Source organism: Achromobacter spanius, from assembly GCF_003994415.1.
GTDB lineage: Bacteria > Pseudomonadota > Gammaproteobacteria > Burkholderiales > Burkholderiaceae_B > Achromobacter > Achromobacter spanius_C.
In genome coordinates, this window is sequence record NZ_CP034689.1 from 881416 (window position 1) to 901786 (window position 20371).

Here is a 20371-nt window from a genome sequence, read left to right on the forward strand (position 1 = left end):
GTCAAGCACCCTGCCGGGATGCGTCGCGGGTCAGGCTATCCAGCAGCCAGGCCCCAGCCGGCCCCAAGGCGCGGCGAGTGGACCACACGGCGTCAACGCGGATGTGGCGGGGCCAACCCGGCACCGTCAGTTCCACTAGCTGCTCGCGGCCAAAGCGTTGAATCATCCAGCGGGGCAGTTCAGCCCAGCCAAAGCCCAGGCTCGCCATTTCCAGCAGCATCAGGTAACCCGGCGCCGACCACGTTGCGTTGGGCGGCGCCGCGTCTTTATCGTCCAGTTCGAAGGTGCTCAGGCGCAGTTCGCGTTCCGTACCAAGCGCATCGGTGCCGACGTTGGGTTGGCTGGCCAGCGGATGGTTGCGGCCCACGCACAGCACGATCTCGGAAAGCTCGGATAGCGTCGCGTGGGCCACGTCGGGCGGATAGTCGTCCTGTGCAGCCATCAAGCCCAGGTGTGCGCGGCCTTGCTGCACCTGCGCCACCACGTCTTCGTATTCGGCAATCAGGCATTCGAAGCGCAGCGCCGGATAGCGCTGGTCGATCTGGCTGAGCATGTTCTCGAATGTCTTTGATTGAAACGTGTCCGACAGCACCACGGTCAGCCTGGGCTCCAGACCCTCGGCCAGCTGATTGGCGCTGCGGTTGAAGCGGTCGTTGGCGGCCAGCACCTGCAACGCCTGGCCCAGCAGCACCTGGCCGGCTTCCGTCAAAACGGGCTGCCGCTGGCTGCGGTTGAAGAGGGTGACATTCAGGTCCACCTCCAGGTTGGCGATGGTCTCGCTGATGGTGGACTGGCTTTTGCCCAGTTTGCGCGCGGCCGCTGAGAAGGAACCTTCGGAGGCGACTTGGGCGAAGGCCGCCAGGGATTCAAGCGAGTGGCGCATAGTGATATCGGTTTTTCCGATGGATAGTATCTTTATCGTACCGGAAAAATCCTCGAAAATCGCCACCGTTCCGTGAATCCGACCGTAGGTGGGTCAAGATGCAAACCCCCAAAACCCCAGCCCAAAGCAGTAAAACTCCTAGCAGCAAAAACCCCGGCAGCAAAACCCTGAAAGAACGTTTCTTTCACGCTTTTCTGTTCGAAATCCTGGCCATCGGCCTGTGCGCGCCCGCCGCAGCCTGGGCCATGGGCAAGTCCTTGTTCGAAATGGGCGTGTTGACCGCGGTGATCGCCTGGATCGCCCTGGTGTGGAACATGATCTACAACGCCGGCTTCGACCGCGTGGAAAACCGTCTGGGCATCACCCGCAACATGCGCGTACGCGTCGTTCACGCCTTCGGCTTCGAATTGGGCCTGATCCTGATCGTGATTCCCCTGGCGGCCTGGTGGCTCAATATCAGCCTGTGGGAAGCTTTCGTGCTGGACATCGCGCTGGTGCTGTTCTACCTGCCCTATGCCTTCCTTTACAACCTGGCTTACGACCGCTCGCGTCCTCGCGTCATGCAGTGGCTGAACCGGGGCAAGCACGCAGACGCCGTGCCTTCGGCGGCCGCCAGCATCACGCGCTGATCACCTTGCGCGTGAACATCTCCAAGTAATCCATCAATGAATCCGCGCCCTTGATGGCGGCGGATTCATTGCCGGTGGCGATGCCCTCAGCCATCGCCATGTGGCGGCGTGCCCCTTCGGCGATATCGCCTTCGTGCTGATAGGCGTACCAAAAGCGCCGACATTGAATGATCAACGGTTCAACGGCGTTCACCGCCGACTCGTTGCGACAGGCCGTGTGGCAGACGTGGTCCAGCAACTGGTCGGCGTGCATGTAGTCGTCCAGGTTGCCGCCTTCCGAGGCGCGGATCATTTGCGTCGCGCATTCCACGATCTGGCTGCGCTGCGCGGGTGTGGCCCGGCGCGCGGCGTTGGCGGCAATCAGATGCTCCAGCGCGCGGCGGGTCTGAATCAGGTCCATGTGGTCCGCCAGTTGGATCATCGACACGCGCAGGCCGCGCCGAGGTTCCTGGCGGATCAGGCCGGCCGCCACCATGCGCAGCAGCGCTTCCCGCAGCGGCGTACGCCCCAGGCCGGTTTTCTCAACCAGATCCGCTTCCACGACCGCGCTGCCCGGCTCCAATTGCAGCGTGGCGATCATGCTTTCGATCTGGTCGTAGGCGACGTCCGCGGCGCGCCGCTTGGGCTCTGCTCCTGCCATGAATGGTTGCTTTCCTTCGGCTTGCGCCATTGCCTATCGGCCAGTAGCTTGCGCCGATCAGTATCGTAACCTAGCGAAATGGCGCACGTGAAGGCGGAGCCTAGCCTTCCTTGTTGGCATAGGCGCGCGAGGCGTCCTGCATGAAGGTTCTGACGGCGGCATCGTATTGAGGGCCGCTACGGAAGGCGCCCGAGTGCGACGCGCCTTCGATTTTTACCAAGCGCTTGAGCTCCGGCGCCACGTTGCGGGCGGCGGCGAACAGTTCGTCGCTCATCGTGTGCGGCACGACGCGGTCGGCCGTGCCGTGCATGAACAACATGGGCGTTTGCATGCGCGCCAGTTTGTCCACCGAATCAAAGGGCTGGGTGACCAACAGCCCGGCGCCGGGCACTTTTCCCCAGCGCAAAGTGCCCAGCATGGCGCCGATGCTGGTGAAGCTGGATTCCACGATCAGGCCGGCAAATTCGGGTTGTTCGGGGCGGGCCGCCAGGTCGATGGCGATGGCGCCGCCCAGGCTATGGCCATAGACGAAGCGGCGCGCTGGGTCTGGCTGCAGCCGGGCCAATTCCTTCAGTCCCGCCATGGCGTCTTCCTGCGCGCTTTCTTCCGAGGGCAGGCGCGGCGTCGAGGCCCCAAAGCCCCGGTAGTCGATGGCCAGCACCGAATAGCCCATGCGCGCCCATCCGTCGATGCGAAATGCGCTGCCGTTCAGGTTCCAGCGCGCGCCATGCAGGTAAAGCACGGTGGGCGCGTTTGCCCGGGAGCTTTGCCGGTACCACGCGCGAATCTTGTCACCGTTGGCCAGCTTCAGGTCATAGACCTCGGTGCCGGCGGCAGGTTCGCGCCACCACGTTTGTGGTTCGGACTGGGGTGAAAAGATCGTCTGGCGTTGCCAGGAGTCCAATTGCGAGCAGCCGACCACGCTGGCGGCGGCAAGCAGGGCGGCGATGAATAGTCGGCGGGGCGAAAAGCGGGGCAGGGCGGGCATGGAAAATATGACCCTGTCGGGCCGGCTGGGTTCCGCCGTCAGCATACTCCCGGATGCGCCGGGGCCGTCAACACCCCGCGCGCGCCAGCGGCCTGGGCTTCAGCGCAGCAGGTCCAGCGCCACGGGATACAGCGAGGCGACCAGCAGCAGCGCCATGCCTACATTGAATGCGCGGATCGCCCAGGGCCTGTGCAGCACGCGGCGCAGCGCGGTGCCGAAGGTGACCCATACGCCGATGCTGGGCAGGTTGACCACGCCGCACACCACGGTGGCAATGACCAGATTGGCGAAGAAGCCGTTTTGCGGCGTATAGGTGGCCACCACGCCCACCGCCATCACCCAGGCCTTCGGGTTGACCCACTGGAACGCCGCGGCTTGCAGAAACGTGAACGGCTTGCCGCGAGCTTCGCCATCTTCCATGTCGCCGGCGTTGGCGATCTTCCAGGCCAGATAAAGCAGGTAGACGGCGCCCGCATACTTCAGCACGGTGTAGAGCTCGGGTACCCGTTGGAATGCCGAGCCCAGCCCGATGCCCACCAGGAAAATCATCAAGGTGAACCCCAGATTCACGCCCAGCAGGTGGGGCATGCTGCGGCGAAAGCCAAAGTTCAGGCCAGACGACGCCAGCATGACGTTATTGGGCCCCGGCGTAATCGAGCTGACCAGCGCAAACAGGGCCAGCGGCCCCAACAGCGACATGGAGGCCAGGGGCACGTCGCCCCAGTTGGTGGGGAGCAGATTCATTTTTGGGTCCTTACGATGGCGCGGCGTCCGCCGGCAATAACGGCGATCACGGCAGCGGCGAAGACGAACGTCGATGCCTCCACGGATTCGCCAAACAACAATGCGGCCGCCACGACGGTCAGAAAGGGTTGCAGCAACTGCACTTGTCCGACCCGGGCAATGCCGCCCACGGCCAGGCCGCGATACCAGGCGAAGAATCCAAGAAACATGGATCCGATCGCAAGATACGCGCAAGCTGACACCACGGCCGCGCTGGGCCAGACGGCTTGCGCCGCCATCCAGCCGACAGGCGCGGCGACGACGGGCGCGCTGATCGCCAGCGCCCAGCAAATGGTGCGCGAACCGCCCAGCGTGCGCGCCGCGCGTCCCCCTTCCGCATACCCCATGCCGCCCAGCACAACGGCCACCAGCAACCACAGGTAGCCCGTGGTCAAGGTGCCGTCACCCTGGCGCAGCGCATAAACCGTGACCAACGCCGCGCCCGCGATCGCCCAGCTCCAAAAGGCGGCAGAGGGCCGTTCGCCGCTGCGCAGCGCGGCAAAGGCGGCCGTCGACAGCGGCAGCAGCCCGTTGAACACTGCCCCGTGGGCGGCCGGCACCGTCTGCATTGCCAGCGACGACGCCAGCGGCCAACCCACCACAATACCCAAGGCCGCCAGAATGACGCCGGGCCATTCCTGCCGGTTCGGACGCCGGCTGCGCGTCACCCAAAGCAGGGCGATGGCCGGTACGGCCGCCACCAGCGCCCGGCCCAACCCGACCAGCAGCGGGGCCAGTTCGGCCACGGCCAGACGGGTCATGGGCAGCGTCAGGGAGAACACCAGGACGCCCAGGAAGCCGTAACCATAGCCTTCCCATACAGAGGGCGGCGCGGCGGACTCAGCCTGGGCTGGCGGGTAGAGAGCGGAACGGGGCATGTGATTACCGGGAGACAAAGGGCGCACACCCGTTGCGGGCGCGCCGTATTGCTGTCACTCTACGCATAGTTATCGGTACAGTACCGGTACACCTTTGCATATCACTTTAATCACTGGCCTGGTCAAATTCCCATGACAGTTGCACCTCCCCCCGCTTCCTCTCTTCCCTGGCTGCCCGTGCGGCAGGCCGATGCCTCGCTGGTGACGCAGTTGGCCGACGGCCTGGCGCGCCGCATCGACGAGCAAGGCCTGCGTCCGGGGACGCGGTTGCCTTCCATCCGCAAAATGGCCGAGCAGTCGGGCGTCAGCCGGTTCACCGTGGTCGAGGCGTATGACCGCCTGGTGGCCCGAGGCCTGGTGCAGTCGCGCCGGGGGGCCGGCTTTTTCGTCCGCGCGCGCAGCGGCCCCCTGGCGGCGGTGGCCGCCGCGCCGGCCACGTCGCTCGCGCCGCCTGCACGCATCGATATTGCCTGGCTGTTGCGCAGCATGTTTCGCGAAACCGCCGCGCAGGGCATGCCGGGCGGTGCGGGCTTGTTGCCGGCCGACTGGCTGGATCCGGAAATGGTGGCTGGCGCGGTGCGCGCGGTGGGCCGGTCAGTGCGCGCGCATCTGGTCAGTTACGGGCACCCGCAGGGCTTTGCGCCGTTGCGCCAGCAGATTGCGGCGTCGCTGCAGAACGACGGCGTGCCCGCCCACCCCGAGCTGAATCTGCTGACCACCAACGGGGTCACGCATGGCCTGGACCTGATTGCGCGGCACCTGGTCAAACCGGGCGACACCGTGCTGGTCGAAGACCCCGCCTGGTTCGTCATCTTTGGCCGACTGGCCGCGTTCGGCGCGCGCTTGATCGGCGTGCCGCGTGGGCCGGACGGCCCGGACATCAGCCGCTTGGAGCAACTGGCCGCCGAGCACAAGCCCAAGCTGTTCATCATCAACAGTGCCGTGCACAACCCCACCGGCCACACACTGTCGGCGGGCGTGGCGTACGACATCCTGCGCATCGCCGAACGCCACGACTTCATGGTCGTCGAAGACGACACCTACGGTGAATTGCATCCCGGCGGCGCCATGAAACTGGCTGTGCTTGACCGATTGAACCGCGTCATCCTGGTCAGCGGCTATTCCAAGATGCTGGCCGCCAGCCTGCGCGTGGGCTTTGTCGCGGCCAACCCCGACATCCTGCAGAAACTGGCCGACCTTAAAATGCTTGCCGGCCTGACCTCGCCCGAACTCGGCGAGCGCGTGATCCATCGCATTCTCATGGAAGGGCAATATCGCCGCCACATCGAGCGCGTCCGCGCCCGCGTGGACGAGGCGCGCCAACGGTGCCTGAAAGGCCTGCTGAAGCTGGGTTTGACGGTGCCGCACGAGCCCAACGCGGGCATGTTCGTCTGGGCCGACTGTGGACGCGATAGCGAGGTGCTGGCGCGAGAGGCTGCCGACCAAGGGATGCTGCTGGCGCCGGGCACGCTGTTTTCACCGTCGCAGGCGCCGTCGACCATGCTGCGTTTTTCCGTCTCGATTGCCGATGACCGCGGGATCTGGACCCAATTGGAAAAACTCTTCGCGCAAAACGGCTCCTACAATCAATAATGTGCAGCTATCTATTTGAAGGAACCGCCATGTCCGCACCGATCAAGCCCCTGACTGAAAACTTCGCCGTCGCGCCGCAACTCGGCCCCGACGACATGGCCGACGTTGCCGCCGCAGGCTACAAAAGCGTCATCATCAACCGCCCCGACTTCGAAGGCGGTCCAGACCAGCCCACTGCCGCGGATGTGTCCAAAGCCGCTGAAGCCGTTGGCCTGAAGATCGAATACCAACCCGTGGTGGGCAGCGCCATGACGGTTTCGGACGTGGTGCGCTTTGCCGAATTGCTCAACACCCTGCCGGGCCCCGTGCTGGCATACTGCCGCACCGGCACGCGCTGCACCAACTTGTTCGCCGCCGCCCAGCAATTAGGTTGACGCGCGTCAAGCCCGCGGGATTCCATTGATGTGAGCCGCGTGGCTTTCCGGTAGCATAAATATTCCTCTCAAACAGGAGCAGGCAAGATGTTCAAGAAGATCCTGATTCCCACCGACGGTTCGCCGCTGTCGGCCCAAGCCGCCAACGCGGGCATTTCCTTCGCACGTTCGGTCGGGGCGGAAGTCGTCGCGCTGTATGTGACACAGCCCTTCGCGGCCACCATTGGTTTTGACGGCATGGCCGCCGCCTACGCCATTACCGACGAAGACTACGAGAAGGCATCGGCCGAGCAAGCCGACAAGTATCTGAAGCAGATCACCGACCGCGCCGATACCGCCGGGGTCAAGTCCGAATCGCGCGCCGTGTCCAACTTCAACGTGGCTGACGGCATTGTGCAAGCCGCCTCTGACGTCGGCTGCGACCTGATCTTCATCGGCAGCCACGGCCGCAGCGGTCTGTCGCGCCTGCTGCTGGGCAGCGTCACCGCCAAGGTGCTGTCGCTGGCCACCACCGCCGTGCTGGTGTATCGCGTCAAGGAAGACAAGAAGTAAGGCAGGGCGTTCGCGCCTGACCCGATCGCCGCCGCGCCCTGCGCGCCGCGCGCAGCCCCTCTTCGCAAGAGGGGCTTTTTTGTGGGCGCCGCCCGTGTCATTGCCGCGCAGGGGGCGCCGCTGAGCCATGACGCCGGGATTCCGGGTCGGCCGTAGTGGCAATGCTTGAAACTTGGCGCGCGGCGCGTAATATTCACGCATCAGCGCGGGCGCGGTTACGCATTACCCCCTACGAAACGCGGCATGGCGCCCGCCGCGGCAGCGCCCGGTCGGGCTTGCCGTACTGCCTAGTGGTTACTGCAAGGAAGAGGCCATGACTCGCAAGACGCGCATCGAGCTTTACCGCAATATCGGCATCAGCGCCCATATCGACGCGGGCAAAACGACGACCACCGAGCGCATCCTCTTCTACACCGGCATTACCCACAAAATCGGCGAAGTCCACGACGGCGCCGCCGTGATGGACTGGATGGAACAAGAGCAGGAACGCGGCATCACCATCACGTCGGCCGCCACCACCGCCTTCTGGAAAGGCATGGCGGGCAACTACCCCGAACACCGCATCAACATCATCGACACGCCGGGCCACGTCGACTTCACCATTGAAGTTGAACGGTCCATGCGCGTGCTGGACGGCGCTGTCATGGTCTATGACGCCGTGGGCGGCGTGCAGCCGCAGTCCGAAACCGTCTGGCGCCAGGCCAACAAATACAAGGTGCCGCGCCTGGCATTTGTGAACAAGATGGATCGCGTGGGCGCCGATTTCCTGCGCGTGCAGCGCCAGATCGCCGAGCGCCTGAAAGGCGACGCCGTGCCGATCCAACTGCCCGTGGGCGCCGAAGACCACTTCGAAGGCGTGATCGACCTGGTCAAGATGAAGGCCATCATCTGGGACGACGCCAGCCAGGGCGTGAAGTTCCAGTACGTTGACATTCCCGCCGCCATGCAGGACGAGGCGCGGACGTGGCACGACAAGATGGTCGAGAAAGCCGCCGAGGCCAACGAAACCCTGCTTGAAAAGTACCTGTCGGGCGAAACCCTGACGGAAGACGAGATCAAGCAGGGCCTGCGCGCGCGCACGATCGCCAACGAGATCGTGCCCATGTTGTGTGGCAGCGCCTTCAAGAACAAGGGTGTGCAAGCCATGCTGGACGCCGTTATCGACTACATGCCGTCGCCGTTGGACGTGCCCGCCATCAAGGGCCACGACGAGCGCGATGGCGAGATTGAACGCCATTCCGCCGACAACGAACCGTTTTCGGCCCTGGCGTTCAAGATCATGACGGACCCTTTCGTCGGCCAGTTGGTGTTCTTCCGCGTGTATTCAGGCGTGGTGAAATCTGGCGACTCTGTCTACAACCCCATCAAGGGCAAGAAGGAACGGCTGGGCCGCATCCTGCAGATGCACGCCAACGAGCGGCGCGAAATCACCGAGGTGTACGCGGGCGATATCGCAGCGGCTGTGGGCATCAAGGACGTCACCACCGGTGACACCCTTTCAGACCCCGCCCACATCATCATCCTGGAACGCATGGTCTTCCCTGAACCCGTCATTTCGCAGGCAGTGGAGCCGAAGACCAAGGCCGACCAGGAAAAGATGGGCATCGCGTTGAACCGGCTGGCGCAGGAAGATCCGTCATTCCGCGTGCGCACTGACGAGGAATCCGGCCAGACCATTATTTCGGGCATGGGTGAGCTGCACCTGGAAATCCTGGTCGACCGCATGAAGCGCGAGTTCAACGTCGAGGCTACCGTCGGCAAGCCCCAGGTGGCCTACCGCGAAACCATCCGCAAGGTCTGCAACGAGGTCGAAGGCAAGTTCGTCAAGCAGTCAGGCGGACGCGGCCAATACGGCCATGTGGTGTTGAAGCTGGAGCCGCAAGAACCCGGCAAGGGCTATGAGTTTGTCGACGCCATCAAGGGCGGCGTGGTGCCGCGCGAGTTCATTCCGGCAGTCGACAAGGGCATCCGCGAATCGCTTAACGCGGGTGTGCTGGCGGGCTACCCGGTGGTCGATGTGAAGGCCACGCTGTTCTTCGGCTCGTACCACGACGTGGATTCCAACGAAAACGCCTTCAAGATGGCGGGGTCAATGGCCTTCAAGGAAGGCATGCGCCGTGCCGACCCGGTCTTGCTTGAGCCGATGATGCAGGTCGAGGTGGAAACGCCCGAAGACTTCACGGGCAACGTCATGGGTGACCTGTCTTCGCGGCGCGGCATGGTGCAGGGCATGGAAGACATTGCGGGTGGCGGTGGCAAGGTCGTGCGTGCCGAAGTGCCGCTGGCCGAGATGTTTGGCTATTCGACGTCGTTGCGCTCGCTGACGCAGGGCCGCGCCACGTACACGATGGAGTTCAAGCACTACGCCGAAGCGCCGCGCCAGGTGGCGCAGGAAATCATCGCGGCGCAAGGCTCGGGGCGCTGAGCGCCTACGCAGCGTAGCGCTTGAGCCTTAGCCGCCGATGAATTCCTGGATGGCGCCATTGAAGGCGCGCGGGTTGCCCAGGTTCATGCCATGGGAAGAGCCCACCACAGTCACGCGCTGTGCCTGTGGCAGCCATTCCGACAAGGCATCCAGCACGGCGGGGTAGGGGGCGGGGCTCAGTGCCCCGCCGATCAACAGCGTGGGCAGCTTCAGGGTACGGATCTGTTGCGGGGTCAGCGCTTCGGGGTGTTCGTCGGCCTGGCCGAAGAGCGTGCCCACGTTGTCGCGCACCATTTCCTTGAACCAGGGCACCATGCGCTGCCAGGTGTCAGGCCCGGTCACGGTGTCGACGAACAGCGCCAGGCCTTGCTCGACCTCGCCCTGGCGGATCAGCGCCAAGGCGCGTTGGCGGAAGCCTCCGCGCGCGTCGCCGCCGCCAGGCAGCGGCAGGCCCGGGTCAGCCAAAGTCAGGCTGCGTACGGCATCGGGCTGGCTCAGCGCCGCTTCCAGCACCACCCGGCCGCCGCGGGAATGGCCCACCAGATGGGCAGGGCCGCCCGCCACGGTATCGATGAATTCCAACACGTCGGCGGCGTGCTGCTCAATGGAAAACCCCTCGCCTTCGCCGTCCCAGGTCTCGGGCCAATACCGGCGCAGGCACACGGCCAGCACCCGGAACGATTTGCCCAGCGGCGCCATCTGCGACTTCCAGTAGCGGCAGTCGGACAGTGACCCGTGCACCAGCACCAGCGGCACGCCGCTGCCGTATTCGGTGTAGGACATGGCGTAGCCGCCTATCAGGGCGGTTTGCAGGGGCAGGACAGGTTCGGAACGCATGGGCAAAGAAAGCGGAAAGGCCAGGTCCGCATTCTAGCCCGGCACTGGCGGCGTCCCATCTGCCCAAGCGCCCCGGGGCGGCGCTGATAAACTCAGCGTCGGCTTTCCGAACGCAGCGTCTGCATCGCTGCCGTCTTGTATCCATGGAGTCTGTCACGATGTCCCCTGAGTCCCTTGCCCTGTTGCCCGAATCCGCCCAACGCGTCGCCCGCCTGTTGCTGGAAATCGGGCATGACAAGCCGGTTGTGATCCTGCCGCAAACTGGCAAAACCTCGGCGGAAGCGGCGGCGGGCCTGGGCTGCGAGGTGGCGCAGATTGCCAAGTCGATCATTTTTCGGCGTGCGTCCGATGATGCTCCAGTGTTGGTCATTGCCAGCGGCGCGAATCGCGTGGACGAGGCCAAGGTGGCGGAGCAGGTGGGGGCGCTTGCCAAGGCCGACGCCAAATTTGTGCGCGACATGACGGGCTACGCCATCGGCGGCGTGTGCCCCATCGGCCACGCCGTCAAACCTGTCATGCTGCTGGACGCGGATCTCTTCAATTACGACAGCCTGTGGGCCGCCGCGGGCCATCCGCATGCCGTGTTCAACCTGACGCCGCGGCAACTTGCCGACATGACGGGCGCACCGGTGGTGGATGTGGCCCAGCGCGGTTGACCACGCCTATGTGGGCCAAGTGATTGGCCAAGCACATCGGCCAAGCACATCGGCCAAGCGTCGATGTCAGCGCGGGTGCTCGTCCAGCCCGTCGATCAGCACCTGCCGCAGTCCGCGCGAACACGCTTCCACGCGGCCCTGCACGCCATACACCGCGGCCAGGGAGTCCGGTGTGATCACCTCGGCCGGCGTGCCTTCTGCGTGCAGGCGACCGTGTTGAATCATTACCGCCCGATCGGCGTGCTGCAGCGCCACGTTCAGGTCATGCAGAACGATGACGCTGATCAGCCCATGTTCCTGCGTTTCCTGTTTCAGCAGGCGCATCACGTGAAACTGGTAGTTCAAGTCCAGCGCGGACAAGGGTTCGTCCAGCAGCAGCACGCGGGGTTGCCGGATCAGTGCCTGCGCCAGCCCCACCAACTGCTTCTGTCCACCGGAAAGCGCGTCCAGGTAGTGCAGCGCAAGATGCGCAATGCCCAGTCGCTCCAGCAGATGGTCGATGTCCGTCAAAGCCAATGCAGGCGTCGACGCGTGCCGGCTGGCGTTCGCAGCGACCAGCACGGACTCAAACACCCTCAAGTGCACGGCGGCGGGCAGGCTCTGCGGCAGGTAGACCAGATGCCGGGCGCGCTCTCCCACCCCCAGTCGGCTTAGGTCCTGCCCGTCCAGCAAGACACTGCCGCCGCGGGTGCGCACCAGCCCCGCCAAGGCTTTCAGCAAGGTCGATTTACCGCTGCCGTTCGGCCCGAGCAGGGCGGTGACTTCGCCCGCGGCCAGCGACGGAATCGACAGCGCATGCAGCACATCGTCGCGGGCATAGCCCGCACTCAGTTGATGCACGTTCAAGGCCGCACCGCGTGTCATGGCAGTTGGCGGCGCAAGATCACCGCGAGAAAGAATGGAATGCCGACCAGCGCCGTGACAATGCCCACGGGCACGACCACGCCGGGCACCAGGTTTTTGGACACGACCGACGCCAGCGACAAGATCAAGCCGCCCACCAATGCACTACCGGGTAGATAAAAGCGATGATCTTCGCCGAATAGCCGTCGGGCGATGTGCGGCGCCACCAGGCCGATGAAGCCGATAGTGCCGACAAACGCTACGGCTAAGGCCGACAAAAGGCTTACGCGCGCCAGAGCCGCCACCCGCACTCGGCGTACGTCAACGCCGAAACTGGCGGCGCGGTCTTCGCCCAGCCGCAGCGCGGTCAGCTTCCATGACTGGCGCATCGCCAGGGGCAGGACAATGGTGACGGACAGGGCCACGACCCCCGCGCTTGTCCAATTCGAGCGGGACAGGCTCCCCATGGTCCAGAAGGCCAGGCTTTGCAGTGCTTCGGCGCTGGCCAGAAACTGCACCAGCGACACCAGGGAGTTGAACGAGAACACCATCGCGATGCCGAACAACACGACGCCTGAGGTGTTCATGCCGCGCCATCGTGCGACCACGTCCAGCAACAGCGCCGCCAGCATCGCAAACAGGAAAGCGTTGCCCGCGATCAGCCAGGCGTCGGGAATGCCCGGTACGCCCAATTGCAGAACAATCGCCAGCGACGCGCCGAACGCGGCGGCCGATGACACGCCCAGCGTAAAGGGGCTGGCCAGGGGGTTGTTCAAGATGGTCTGCATCTCGGCGCCGGCCAGTCCCAGGGCCATGCCAACCAGCGCCGCCATCAATGCGGAGGGCAACCGGATGTCCCAGACAATCACACGGTACGTCGCGTCGGCGGAAGCGGGCGTGGTCAAGGTGCGCCAAAGATCCCGCCAGGGCAGGCCGGAAGGCCCGATGGTGAAGTCGATCAGCAGCGCCATGAAAATCGCCGCCAGCAGCAGGGCGATAAGCCCTGCGCGGCGGCGCACGATGTGCCGGTAGGCGCTGACCGCGCTTGCGGCGCTCGCCATTACTGCAGCAGTTGCAGGCGGCTCTTGGCCGTGCTGGCGGCCTGGGCGTTCGGGTAGTCGCGCACGATGCGTTGCAAGGTGGCCTTGGCGCCGGCGCGGTTGTTCAATTCGATCTGGCCACCCGCAATGATCAGCAGGGCGTCCGGCGCGCGCGCGTTGTCGGGAGACTTCTGGACCATGGCCGTCAACTGCTCGATGGCGCCCTTGAAGTCTTTCATGCCGTAGCGGCTGCTGCCCAGATAGAACTGGGCGCTGGGGGCAAGCTGGCTGTTGGGGTAGAGCGCGGTGAAGGCGGCCAACGACTCGGCGGCGTCTTTGTATTGGCCCTTGCGGAACAGGTCCATCGCGCCATCATAGGCTGCCTGCTCTTGCGGATCGCCCGCGGAGGCGCCTGGCGGGTTGGTGTTGCTAGGCGCTCCCGGCCGGGCGCTGGGCTGCTGGCGGGACACCAGTTCCAACTGGTCGCGCAGTTGGGCAATTTCCTGCTGCAGGGCTTGGATCTGGTCGGCCAATTGCAACTTGGCGCGTTGGCTTTGCTCGTTCTGCTGCTGAACCTGCTGGCGCAAATCCAGGATGGCCTTGCGGGCCTCATCGTCGGAAAAAGCGTGAGCAGGCGCTGCCAGAGCCGCAAGCACCAGGCCGGTGGCCACAATCAGAGGACGCAGGGACAGAACGTTATCGCGCATAAATATTCCCGGTATAAAAACAAACGTCGGGACGGCCGGCTGACCGTCCCGACGCGTGGTAGGGCTCTTGGACTAAGCGAAAAGCTTAACGCAGATATTCGATATCGGCGCGGCGGTTTTCAGCAAAGTCGGCTTCCGACGTACCCGTCGACTTCGGCTTTTCTTTACCGAAGCTGATGGTTTCGATCTGGTTGTCGCTGACGCCCAGCAGGGTCATCATGCGACGCACGGCGTCTGCACGACGCTGGCCCAGGGCCAGGTTGTACTCAGCACCGCCGCGTTCGTCGGTGTTGCCTTCGATCTTGACCTTCTGCTGCTGGTGCGAAGCCAGGTAGCGGGCGTGGGTTTCGACCAAGCCGCGGTACTGGTCCGACACGGTGTAGCTGTCGAAATCAAAGTACACCGAGCGCTGTTGCGCCAGGATGCTTTGGGGGTTAAAGGGATCAAGGATTTGGCCAGAGGCCGAAGATCCTTGGCCAGCGCCTCCGCCCTGACCCGCTTTATCGTCGAGAGGGACGGAGCTGCAAGCCGCCAGGGTGGCGGCCAGAGCGGCAATGGTCAGGCTTTTGGCAATGCGCGACTTCATGATAGTTCCTTTGCAAAGAGAGTCACACGTGTTATCGGGTAAATGGGCCCCAAGTCGGTTCACGTATTTCCCCGTTCAGTACCGAAAGCGTCTGTCGTACGCGGCCATCGCTCGAAACACCCGCAAGTACGCTACGACCATTTTGAATGGCGGCGTATAGGACTTGCATGCCATTCGGCGCGAAACTTGGCGACTGATCGTCACGACCATCAGTGATCAAGGTTTCGGAGCCTGTGGACAGGTTCAACGACGCGATTCGAAACGCGCCGTCGCGTCTTGCAACGTACAGCAGCGTCGATCCATCGGGGGAAATTCGGGGTGAGATGTTGTAACCACCATTAAACGTGAGGCGGCGTGCGTCGCCACCTGTCGAGCCGGTCTGGTAGATCTGCGGCCCGCCGCTGCGGTCACTGGTAAAGATAATGGAAGCCCCGTCCGGCGTAAAGGTCGGTTCGGTGTCGATCCCGGGAGAACGCGTAATTCGCGTGGGATTGGACCCATCCGTCGCGCCAACGACGTAAATTTGCGACAGCCCGTCTCGGGTCAATGCCACGGCCAGCTTGGAACCGTCGGGCGACCAGCCGGGTGCGCTGTTGTTACCCTTGAAGTTGGCAACCGGCACGCGCGCACTGGTGGCAAGCGTATGCACATACACAACAGGCTTGCCGGACTCAAAACTTACATAGGCCAGTTTGGAACCATCGGGCGACCAGGACGGCGAAATAATGGGTTCGCGCGAACGCAGGGCAACCTGCGGATTCTGCCCGTCAGCGTCGGCCACTTGCAGTTCGTAGGTGGCGCCCTTCTTCAGCACATACGCAATACGTGTCGAGAACACGCCCCGAACGCCGGTGATCTTCTCGTAGATGCGGTCGGCGATCTGGTGGGCCACGCGGCGCAGCTCTTGCTCGGTGCCCGAGAACGCCACGCCATCCAACTGCCCCTTCTTGACCGTGTCGGCCAGGCGGTAGCGCACGTCGTAACGGCCATCGGCGCCACGCGTGATGCTGCCATATGCCAGGAAGTCGGCGCCTTTGCCGCGCCAATCGTCGTGGGCGACGGGGGAGTCGACATTCAGACCGGAACCGGCGGCGTTGATCAGGCGGAACTGGCCCGTACGGGTCAGGTCGGCGCGGATCACTTCTGCCAGGGCTCGGCCATGGGTGTCGTCGACGGCAAAGTCGGCAATTGCGACTGGGTACTGCGTGGCGCCCGTGCCGGAAATATCAACGCGCAATTGCGCGTGGGCGGGCTTGGCAACCATCAGGCATAACGCGAGCATCAGCAAACCTAGCCCATACGATCGCCAGAGAGCGAGGAGGGAGCCTCGTCGGCTATAAGCGGGAGTCATATTCATCAATCTCCTGTCAATCATACATTTTGTGCACTACGTCAATGAACTTGTCGTAGCCGCCCGTCGAGGGCTTCGGGAAGGGGTTGCAACGGCGGATACCCGTTTCGACTGCGCGGTCGAAGGCCGGATTCCCCGAAGATTGGGTCAAGTTCACGCCGTTCACTTTCCCGTCAGTCCCTAACTGTACCCGGTATTGTGCGGTGGGATTCGCGGACCCGTTGCGGGGCGGAGGCTGGTAAGCCACGCCGGGGAGGATGCAAGCACGGACCTTCGCGGCATAGCCGTTGTCGCGTCCACCGCCCGCTTGATTGCGGTCTGCTGTGCCACCCGGCATGCCGGCGGCGCCCAGGGCGTCGTTGCGGAATGCTTCCTTCAGCGCCTTGTCCGCGGCGGCCTTCTTGGCGGCGGCAGCCTTCTCGGCGGCCGCCTTTTCGGCTGCTGCTTTTTCAGCGGCGGCTTTGGCTGCCGCTGCCTTGTCGGCCGCGGCTTTCTCTGCCGCCGCCTTTTCAGCCGCGGCCTTGTCGGCGGCAGCCTTCTTGGCGGCGTCTTCGCGAGCCTTCTTTTCGGCGGCTGCCTTGTCCGCTGCCGCTTTCTCTGCGGCAGCCTTTTCAGCAGCAGCCTTGTCAGCGGCCGCTTTTTCCGCAGCCGCTTTGGCAGCCGCGGCCTTCTCGGCAGCCTGGCGTTCCCGTTCCAGGCGCTTCTTCTCTTCTAGTTCGGCTTGCTTGCGCTCTTCTTCCAGACGCGCCTTTTCCTTGGCCTCGGCGGCTTCACGCGCCTTTTCTTCCTGCTCGCGTTTCTTCTTCGCTTCCTGGATGGCGATTTCGGGGTCGACTTCCTCGGTCTTCGCCTGAACCTCGGGTTCGGGGGGAGGCGGAGGAGGGGGCGGCGGAGGCGGCGGCGGTTCGGGCGCCTTTTCGGGCTCGGGTTCCGGCTTGGGCTCGGGTTTCGGCTGCGGCTTGGCCTCGGGTTGCGGCGTGGGCGGCGGAGCGTCCGGCGAATCGCCTTCGGCCCAGAGCTGGACTTGGACGGGGCCGGGGGCCTCAGTGCGCCAGTTCACGCCGAAGATCAAGGCGACCAGCAGCAGCAAATGCACCGCCACGGCCAGAATGAGCGCATTCCGGTTGTCGTTGTTAGGCGGGGTGGCCGGTGGGCCGCTGCGGTGTCGAATAATGGGTGGCGTCATGGGCGTTGCATGCCGGCCAAGCCGGCGGAAGGCGGCGCGTTAGCGTTTAGTCGCGGATGCGGGCTGGGAAGTGCCGGCGGCGGATTGGTCCACCAGCAAGCCTAGGCGGGTGATGCCGTTGGTGCGCAATTCGTCCATCACCTTCACGACCGTCTCGTAAGGCACTTTGCCGTCCGCGGCAATGACCACCGGCGTTTCAGCGGTAATACGCGAACGCACCTGCGCCACGAGCTCCGGGCGCGCGATGTCCTGCATCGTGGCGCCGGGCTCGCGCATGCGCAGGGCGATCTTGCCGTCTTCCGAAATCTGGACTTCCAACGGTTTCACGGGCACGTCCGAAGCTGCCCCGACCGAGGGCAGTTGGATCAGGCCGGGCGTGATAAGGGGAGCCGTCACCATGAAGATGACCAGCAGCACCAGCATCACGTCGATATACGGCACCACGTTGATGTCGGCCTTCATGCGGCGGCCGGACCTGCCGCGTGAGCTTACCGAGGGCATTAGCGCACCTGCCGTTGCAGAATGTTCAGGAATTCATCGACGAAGCTGTCGAAACGGATCGAGATGCGGTCGATGTCGTTCGTGAAACGGTTGTAGGCGACCACGGCGGGAATAGCCGCGAACAGGCCGATGGCGGTGGCGATCAGCGCTTCCGCAATGCCCGGCGCCACCGAAGCCAGCGTGGCTTGCTGCATGTTCGACAGGCCGATGAAGGCGTGCATGATCCCCCAGACCGTACCCAACAGGCCGATGTACGGCGACACGGAACCGGCGGATGCCAGGAAGTTCAGGTGCGATTCCAGTGCGTCCATTTCGCGCTGGTAGGCGGCGCGCATGGCGCGGCGCGGGCCGTCCAGCAGGGCGGTGGCGTCACCGGCGGAATTGCCGCGGCGCGCCTTCAGGAATTCGGTCATGCCGGCATCGAAGATGCGGGCCAGGGCGCCTTGTTCGTCGCGGCGCGATGCAACGGCTTGCTGCAGCATGGACAGGTCGCCGCCGGACCAGAAGTCGTCTTCAAAACGGCGGGTTTGGGTGTGCGCGCGCTTGATGGCCAAGCGCTTGGCGAAGATGTAGGTCCAGGACATGATCGAGATGCCCAACAGCATCAGCATGATCAGCTGGACCGGCACGCTGGCGTGCGAAATCAGCGAAAGCAACGACATGTCGTTGGTGACTTGCATGGTTATTCCTGAATGAATTCCAGTTTTGCGCGAACGTCGGCCGGCAACTCCGTCGGCCGCATATGAATGGCATCGACACAGCAGACTTGGATGTTGCCCTCGGCAAGCAGTTCCCCGTCGCGTTCCGCGCGCTGCGCGAAGTGTATCGAAGCGCGGCCGAGTTTGGTGATCCGGCTGCGTATGGTAAGCAAATCGTCCAGTTTGGCCGGTTTCCGGTAGGACATGTCCAAGGAGCGGACAACGAACAGCCGTTGTTCTCGGGTGGCCAGTTCGGACTGGTTGACCCCCAGGCCGCGCAACCACTCAGTGCGTGCGCGTTCCAGGAATTTCAAGTAGTTGGCGTAGAAGACAACCCCGCCCGCATCCGTGTCTTCGTAATAGACACGGACCTGCAGGAGGGATTCGTTGGACTTCGGATCGGTCACGGTACAAATAAACAATGAGGCGGGTCGGGACGCGGTGAAGTCCGTATCTACTATAGGGTTAAAGGGTGTCGAGTTTCGTCAGCACCGTTTCAAGCGCGGACTCTACCGGAATCTTGGCGGCTTCGGTTTCCCGACGTGCTTGCAATTCCACCACACCATCGTTCAAGCCGCGTTCTCCAACTGTTACACGCAGGGGCGCGCCGATCAATTCCCACTCGGCGAACATGACACCGGGGCGGGCATCGCGGTCATCCAGAATGACATCCACGCCCCGCGCCAACAACGATTCATAAAGCTTGGTGGCGGTGTCACGCACCGTTTCACTTTTGCCCCAGCCCACAGGGCAGATCACTACCTCGAAAGGCGCGATCGCGCGCGGCCAGATGATGCCGCGCGCATCGTGATTCTGCTCGATGGCCGCACCCACGATACGCGTCACGCCGATGCCATAGCAGCCCATTTCCAGAACGGCCGGCTTGCCGGTTTCGTCCAGGAAGGTGGCCTTCAATGCTTCTGAATACTTCTTGCCCAGATAAAAGACGTGGCCAACTTCAATGCCGCGCTGGATGGACAGTGTGCCCTTGCCGTCCGGCGACGGGTCGCCCGCGACGACGTTGCGCAGGTCCGCCACCAGCTCGGGTTCGGGCAAGTCGCGGCCCCAGTTCACACCTTGGATGTGGAAGTCTTCCTTGTTTGCGCCGCAGACGAAATCGGCCATGTGGGCGACGGTGCGGTCGGCAATCACGTGTACGGGCTTGGCCGTCTTGACGGGGCCCAGGTAGCCGGGCTTGCAGCCAAAGTACTCAACGATCTCGCTTTCCGTGGCGAAGCGGAAGCCCGCCAGCCCGGGCAGCTTGCCTGCCTTGATTTCGTTCAACTCGTGGTCGCCGCGCAAGAGCAGCAGCCAGATATCCACCTTGCCCTTGTCGCCGTCGGTGGCAAGCACAATGGACTTGATCGTCTTTTCCAGCGGCAGCCCCAGCAGCTTGGCCACGTCTTCGCACTTGGCCGCGCCAGGGGTGGCGACGTCGGCCATGGCCTGGGTGGCGTCGCCCCGGGTCGGGTACAGCGCCACGGCTTCGGCCAGCTCGATGTTGGCGGCGTAGTCGGTGTCGGCGTTGTAGACCAGCAGGTCTTCACCGGTGTCGGCGATGACCTGGAATTCATGGCTGCGCGTGCCGCCAATGGAACCCGTGTCAGCCGCCACCGCGCGGAATTCCAGCCCCAAGCGGCCAAAAATTCGCATGTACGCGGCGTACATGGTGTCGTAGCTCTTCAAGGCGCCGGCTTCGTCACGGTCGAAGGAATAGGCGTCCTTCATGGTGAATTCGCGGCCACGCATCAGCCCGAAGCGCGGACGGCGCTCGTCGCGGAACTTGGTCTGGATGTGATAGAAATTCAGCGGCAGTTGGCGATAGCTGTGGATTTCATTGCGCGCGATGTCGGTGATGACTTCTTCAGACGTAGGCTGCAGCACGAAGTCGCGCTGGTGGCGGTCCTTGATGCGCAGCAGTTCGGCGCCGTACTGCTCCCAGCGGCCCGATTCCTGCCAGAGCTCGGCGGGTTGCACCACCGGCATCAGCAGTTCGATGGCGCCCGACGCATTCATTTCTTCCCGGACGATAGCCTCGACCTTGCGGATGATCTTCAGCCCAAGGGGCATGTAGGTGTAGATGCCGCCCGCGAGTTTGCGGATCATTCCGGCCCGGGTCATCAGCTGGTGGCTGGCGACTTCGGCTTCGGAAGGGGCTTCTTTGAGGGTGTTGATGTGGTAGTTGGATGCGCGCATGTTTAAAGGTGGCAGCAGATACGTA

General features: G+C 63.9%; 22 protein-coding genes. 6 read left to right on the top strand and 16 right to left on the bottom strand.

Going from position 1 to position 20371, the window contains the following annotated elements:
* Position 1: 1 nt before the first annotated feature.
* Positions 2-883 carry a LysR family transcriptional regulator gene (locus ELS24_RS03895; protein ID WP_127183448.1) on the bottom strand — a complete coding sequence of 294 codons (882 nt, stop codon included), beginning with the start codon at positions 881-883 and terminating at the stop codon, positions 2-4.
* Between the two features lie 98 nt (positions 884-981).
* Between ELS24_RS03895 and ELS24_RS03900 the strand changes: the two genes are divergently transcribed.
* On the top strand, positions 982-1512 hold the full coding sequence (locus tag ELS24_RS03900) for a multidrug/biocide efflux PACE transporter (protein WP_230694771.1): 531 nt from the start codon (positions 982-984) through the stop codon (positions 1510-1512).
* Here the strand turns inward: ELS24_RS03900 and ELS24_RS03905 are convergent.
* From ELS24_RS03905 to ELS24_RS03920, 4 genes are all read right to left on the bottom strand, one after another.
* Positions 1502-2152 (bottom strand): GntR family transcriptional regulator, encoded by a 651-nt coding sequence (locus tag ELS24_RS03905; RefSeq protein ID WP_050449169.1) that lies wholly within the window; start codon positions 2150-2152, stop codon positions 1502-1504. The two genes, ELS24_RS03900 and ELS24_RS03905, sit on opposite strands and share 11 nt — an antisense overlap.
* 100 nt (positions 2153-2252) lie before the next feature.
* Positions 2253-3140: an alpha/beta hydrolase gene (locus tag ELS24_RS03910; RefSeq protein WP_050449170.1), complete on the bottom strand. Its 888-nt coding sequence runs from the start codon at positions 3138-3140 to the stop codon at positions 2253-2255.
* Between the two features lie 99 nt (positions 3141-3239).
* On the bottom strand, positions 3240-3884 hold the full coding sequence (locus tag ELS24_RS03915; RefSeq protein WP_127183449.1) for a LysE family translocator: 645 nt from the start codon (positions 3882-3884) through the stop codon (positions 3240-3242).
* A complete protein-coding gene (locus ELS24_RS03920; protein WP_127183450.1) occupies positions 3881-4801 on the bottom strand; it encodes a DMT family transporter in 921 nt (306 codons plus the stop codon). Before ELS24_RS03920 ends, ELS24_RS03915 begins: the two co-directional genes overlap by 4 nt.
* A 177-nt stretch (positions 4802-4978) precedes the next feature.
* On the opposite strand from ELS24_RS03920, the gene ELS24_RS03925 reads away from it, so the two are divergent.
* The 4 genes from ELS24_RS03925 (at position 4979) to fusA (ending at position 9745) form a co-directional block, all read left to right on the top strand.
* Entirely contained in the window at positions 4979-6394 is a 1416-nt protein-coding gene (locus ELS24_RS03925) for a PLP-dependent aminotransferase family protein (protein WP_127186243.1), read from the top strand.
* A 29-nt stretch (positions 6395-6423) separates the two neighbouring features.
* Positions 6424-6768 carry a TIGR01244 family sulfur transferase gene (locus ELS24_RS03930; protein WP_050449206.1) on the top strand — a complete coding sequence of 115 codons (345 nt, stop codon included), beginning with the start codon at positions 6424-6426 and terminating at the stop codon, positions 6766-6768.
* Positions 6769-6855: 87 nt separating this feature from the next.
* Positions 6856-7320 carry a universal stress protein gene (locus ELS24_RS03935; RefSeq protein ID WP_050449174.1) on the top strand — a complete coding sequence of 155 codons (465 nt, stop codon included), beginning with the start codon at positions 6856-6858 and terminating at the stop codon, positions 7318-7320.
* Positions 7321-7633: 313 nt separating this feature from the next.
* Positions 7634-9745, top strand: a complete 2112-nt coding sequence (gene fusA, locus ELS24_RS03940; protein ID WP_050449175.1) for an elongation factor G — start codon at positions 7634-7636, stop codon at positions 9743-9745.
* A gap of 27 nt (positions 9746-9772) precedes the next feature.
* Here the strand turns inward: fusA and ELS24_RS03945 are convergent, their stop codons facing one another.
* Positions 9773-10582 carry an alpha/beta fold hydrolase gene (locus ELS24_RS03945; protein WP_050449176.1) on the bottom strand — a complete coding sequence of 270 codons (810 nt, stop codon included), beginning with the start codon at positions 10580-10582 and terminating at the stop codon, positions 9773-9775.
* Positions 10583-10740: 158 nt separating this feature from the next.
* On the opposite strand from ELS24_RS03945, the gene ELS24_RS03950 reads away from it, so the two are divergent.
* Positions 10741-11238: a YbaK/EbsC family protein gene (locus ELS24_RS03950; RefSeq protein ID WP_050449177.1), complete on the top strand. Its 498-nt coding sequence runs from the start codon at positions 10741-10743 to the stop codon at positions 11236-11238.
* Positions 11239-11304: 66 nt separating this feature from the next.
* On the opposite strand, the gene ELS24_RS03955 is transcribed toward ELS24_RS03950, so the two are convergent.
* The 10 genes from ELS24_RS03955 to ELS24_RS04000 form a co-directional block, all read right to left on the bottom strand.
* On the bottom strand, positions 11305-12102 hold the full coding sequence (locus ELS24_RS03955) for an ABC transporter ATP-binding protein (RefSeq protein WP_050449178.1): 798 nt from the start codon (positions 12100-12102) through the stop codon (positions 11305-11307).
* On the bottom strand, positions 12099-13142 hold the full coding sequence (locus tag ELS24_RS03960) for a FecCD family ABC transporter permease (protein ID WP_127183451.1): 1044 nt from the start codon (positions 13140-13142) through the stop codon (positions 12099-12101). Before ELS24_RS03960 ends, ELS24_RS03955 begins: the two co-directional genes overlap by 4 nt.
* Positions 13142-13828: a tol-pal system protein YbgF gene (gene ybgF / locus ELS24_RS03965; RefSeq protein ID WP_050449180.1), complete on the bottom strand. Its 687-nt coding sequence runs from the start codon at positions 13826-13828 to the stop codon at positions 13142-13144. Before ybgF ends, ELS24_RS03960 begins: the two co-directional genes overlap by 1 nt.
* A gap of 85 nt (positions 13829-13913) precedes the next feature.
* Complete coding sequence (gene pal / locus ELS24_RS03970; protein ID WP_050449181.1) at positions 13914-14414, bottom strand: peptidoglycan-associated lipoprotein Pal; 501 nt, start codon at positions 14412-14414, stop codon at positions 13914-13916.
* 31 nt (positions 14415-14445) lie between these two features.
* Complete coding sequence (tolB, locus tag ELS24_RS03975; protein ID WP_050449207.1) at positions 14446-15765, bottom strand: Tol-Pal system beta propeller repeat protein TolB; 1320 nt, start codon at positions 15763-15765, stop codon at positions 14446-14448.
* A gap of 16 nt (positions 15766-15781) precedes the next feature.
* Positions 15782-16951 carry a cell envelope integrity protein TolA gene (gene tolA, locus ELS24_RS03980; RefSeq protein ID WP_050449182.1) on the bottom strand — a complete coding sequence of 390 codons (1170 nt, stop codon included), beginning with the start codon at positions 16949-16951 and terminating at the stop codon, positions 15782-15784.
* A 39-nt stretch (positions 16952-16990) separates the two neighbouring features.
* Complete coding sequence (locus ELS24_RS03985) at positions 16991-17452, bottom strand: ExbD/TolR family protein (protein ID WP_050449183.1); 462 nt, start codon at positions 17450-17452, stop codon at positions 16991-16993.
* Entirely contained in the window at positions 17452-18132 is a 681-nt protein-coding gene (tolQ, locus tag ELS24_RS03990) for a protein TolQ (RefSeq protein ID WP_046807611.1), read from the bottom strand. Before tolQ ends, ELS24_RS03985 begins: the two co-directional genes overlap by 1 nt.
* A gap of 2 nt (positions 18133-18134) precedes the next feature.
* A complete protein-coding gene (gene ybgC, locus ELS24_RS03995) occupies positions 18135-18557 on the bottom strand; it encodes a tol-pal system-associated acyl-CoA thioesterase (protein ID WP_127183452.1) in 423 nt (140 codons plus the stop codon).
* A 58-nt stretch (positions 18558-18615) separates the two neighbouring features.
* Positions 18616-20346 carry a proline--tRNA ligase gene (locus ELS24_RS04000; RefSeq protein ID WP_127183453.1) on the bottom strand — a complete coding sequence of 577 codons (1731 nt, stop codon included), beginning with the start codon at positions 20344-20346 and terminating at the stop codon, positions 18616-18618.
* Positions 20347-20371 lie beyond the last annotated feature (25 nt).

Coding starts and splice junctions, on each gene's coding strand:
- ELS24_RS03895 (WP_127183448.1), bottom strand. CDS start 883: ATGCGCCACTCGCTTGAATCCCTGGCGGCCTTCGCCCAAGTCGCCTCC.
- ELS24_RS03900 (WP_230694771.1), top strand. CDS start 982: ATGCAAACCCCCAAAACCCCAGCCCAAAGCAGTAAAACTCCTAGCAGC.
- ELS24_RS03905 (WP_050449169.1), bottom strand. CDS start 2,152: ATGGCAGGAGCAGAGCCCAAGCGGCGCGCCGCGGACGTCGCCTACGAC.
- ELS24_RS03910 (WP_050449170.1), bottom strand. CDS start 3,140: ATGCCCGCCCTGCCCCGCTTTTCGCCCCGCCGACTATTCATCGCCGCC.
- ELS24_RS03915 (WP_127183449.1), bottom strand. CDS start 3,884: ATGAATCTGCTCCCCACCAACTGGGGCGACGTGCCCCTGGCCTCCATG.
- ELS24_RS03920 (WP_127183450.1), bottom strand. CDS start 4,801: ATGCCCCGTTCCGCTCTCTACCCGCCAGCCCAGGCTGAGTCCGCCGCG.
- ELS24_RS03930 (WP_050449206.1), top strand. CDS start 6,424: ATGTCCGCACCGATCAAGCCCCTGACTGAAAACTTCGCCGTCGCGCCG.
- ELS24_RS03935 (WP_050449174.1), top strand. CDS start 6,856: ATGTTCAAGAAGATCCTGATTCCCACCGACGGTTCGCCGCTGTCGGCC.
- fusA (WP_050449175.1), top strand. CDS start 7,634: ATGACTCGCAAGACGCGCATCGAGCTTTACCGCAATATCGGCATCAGC.
- ELS24_RS03945 (WP_050449176.1), bottom strand. CDS start 10,582: ATGCGTTCCGAACCTGTCCTGCCCCTGCAAACCGCCCTGATAGGCGGC.
- ELS24_RS03950 (WP_050449177.1), top strand. CDS start 10,741: ATGTCCCCTGAGTCCCTTGCCCTGTTGCCCGAATCCGCCCAACGCGTC.
- ELS24_RS03955 (WP_050449178.1), bottom strand. CDS start 12,102: ATGACACGCGGTGCGGCCTTGAACGTGCATCAACTGAGTGCGGGCTAT.
- ELS24_RS03960 (WP_127183451.1), bottom strand. CDS start 13,142: ATGGCGAGCGCCGCAAGCGCGGTCAGCGCCTACCGGCACATCGTGCGC.
- ybgF (WP_050449180.1), bottom strand. CDS start 13,828: ATGCGCGATAACGTTCTGTCCCTGCGTCCTCTGATTGTGGCCACCGGC.
- pal (WP_050449181.1), bottom strand. CDS start 14,414: ATGAAGTCGCGCATTGCCAAAAGCCTGACCATTGCCGCTCTGGCCGCC.
- tolB (WP_050449207.1), bottom strand. CDS start 15,765: ATGACTCCCGCTTATAGCCGACGAGGCTCCCTCCTCGCTCTCTGGCGA.
- tolA (WP_050449182.1), bottom strand. CDS start 16,951: ATGACGCCACCCATTATTCGACACCGCAGCGGCCCACCGGCCACCCCG.
- ELS24_RS03985 (WP_050449183.1), bottom strand. CDS start 17,452: ATGCCCTCGGTAAGCTCACGCGGCAGGTCCGGCCGCCGCATGAAGGCC.
- tolQ (WP_046807611.1), bottom strand. CDS start 18,132: ATGCAAGTCACCAACGACATGTCGTTGCTTTCGCTGATTTCGCACGCC.
- ELS24_RS04000 (WP_127183453.1), bottom strand. CDS start 20,346: ATGCGCGCATCCAACTACCACATCAACACCCTCAAAGAAGCCCCTTCC.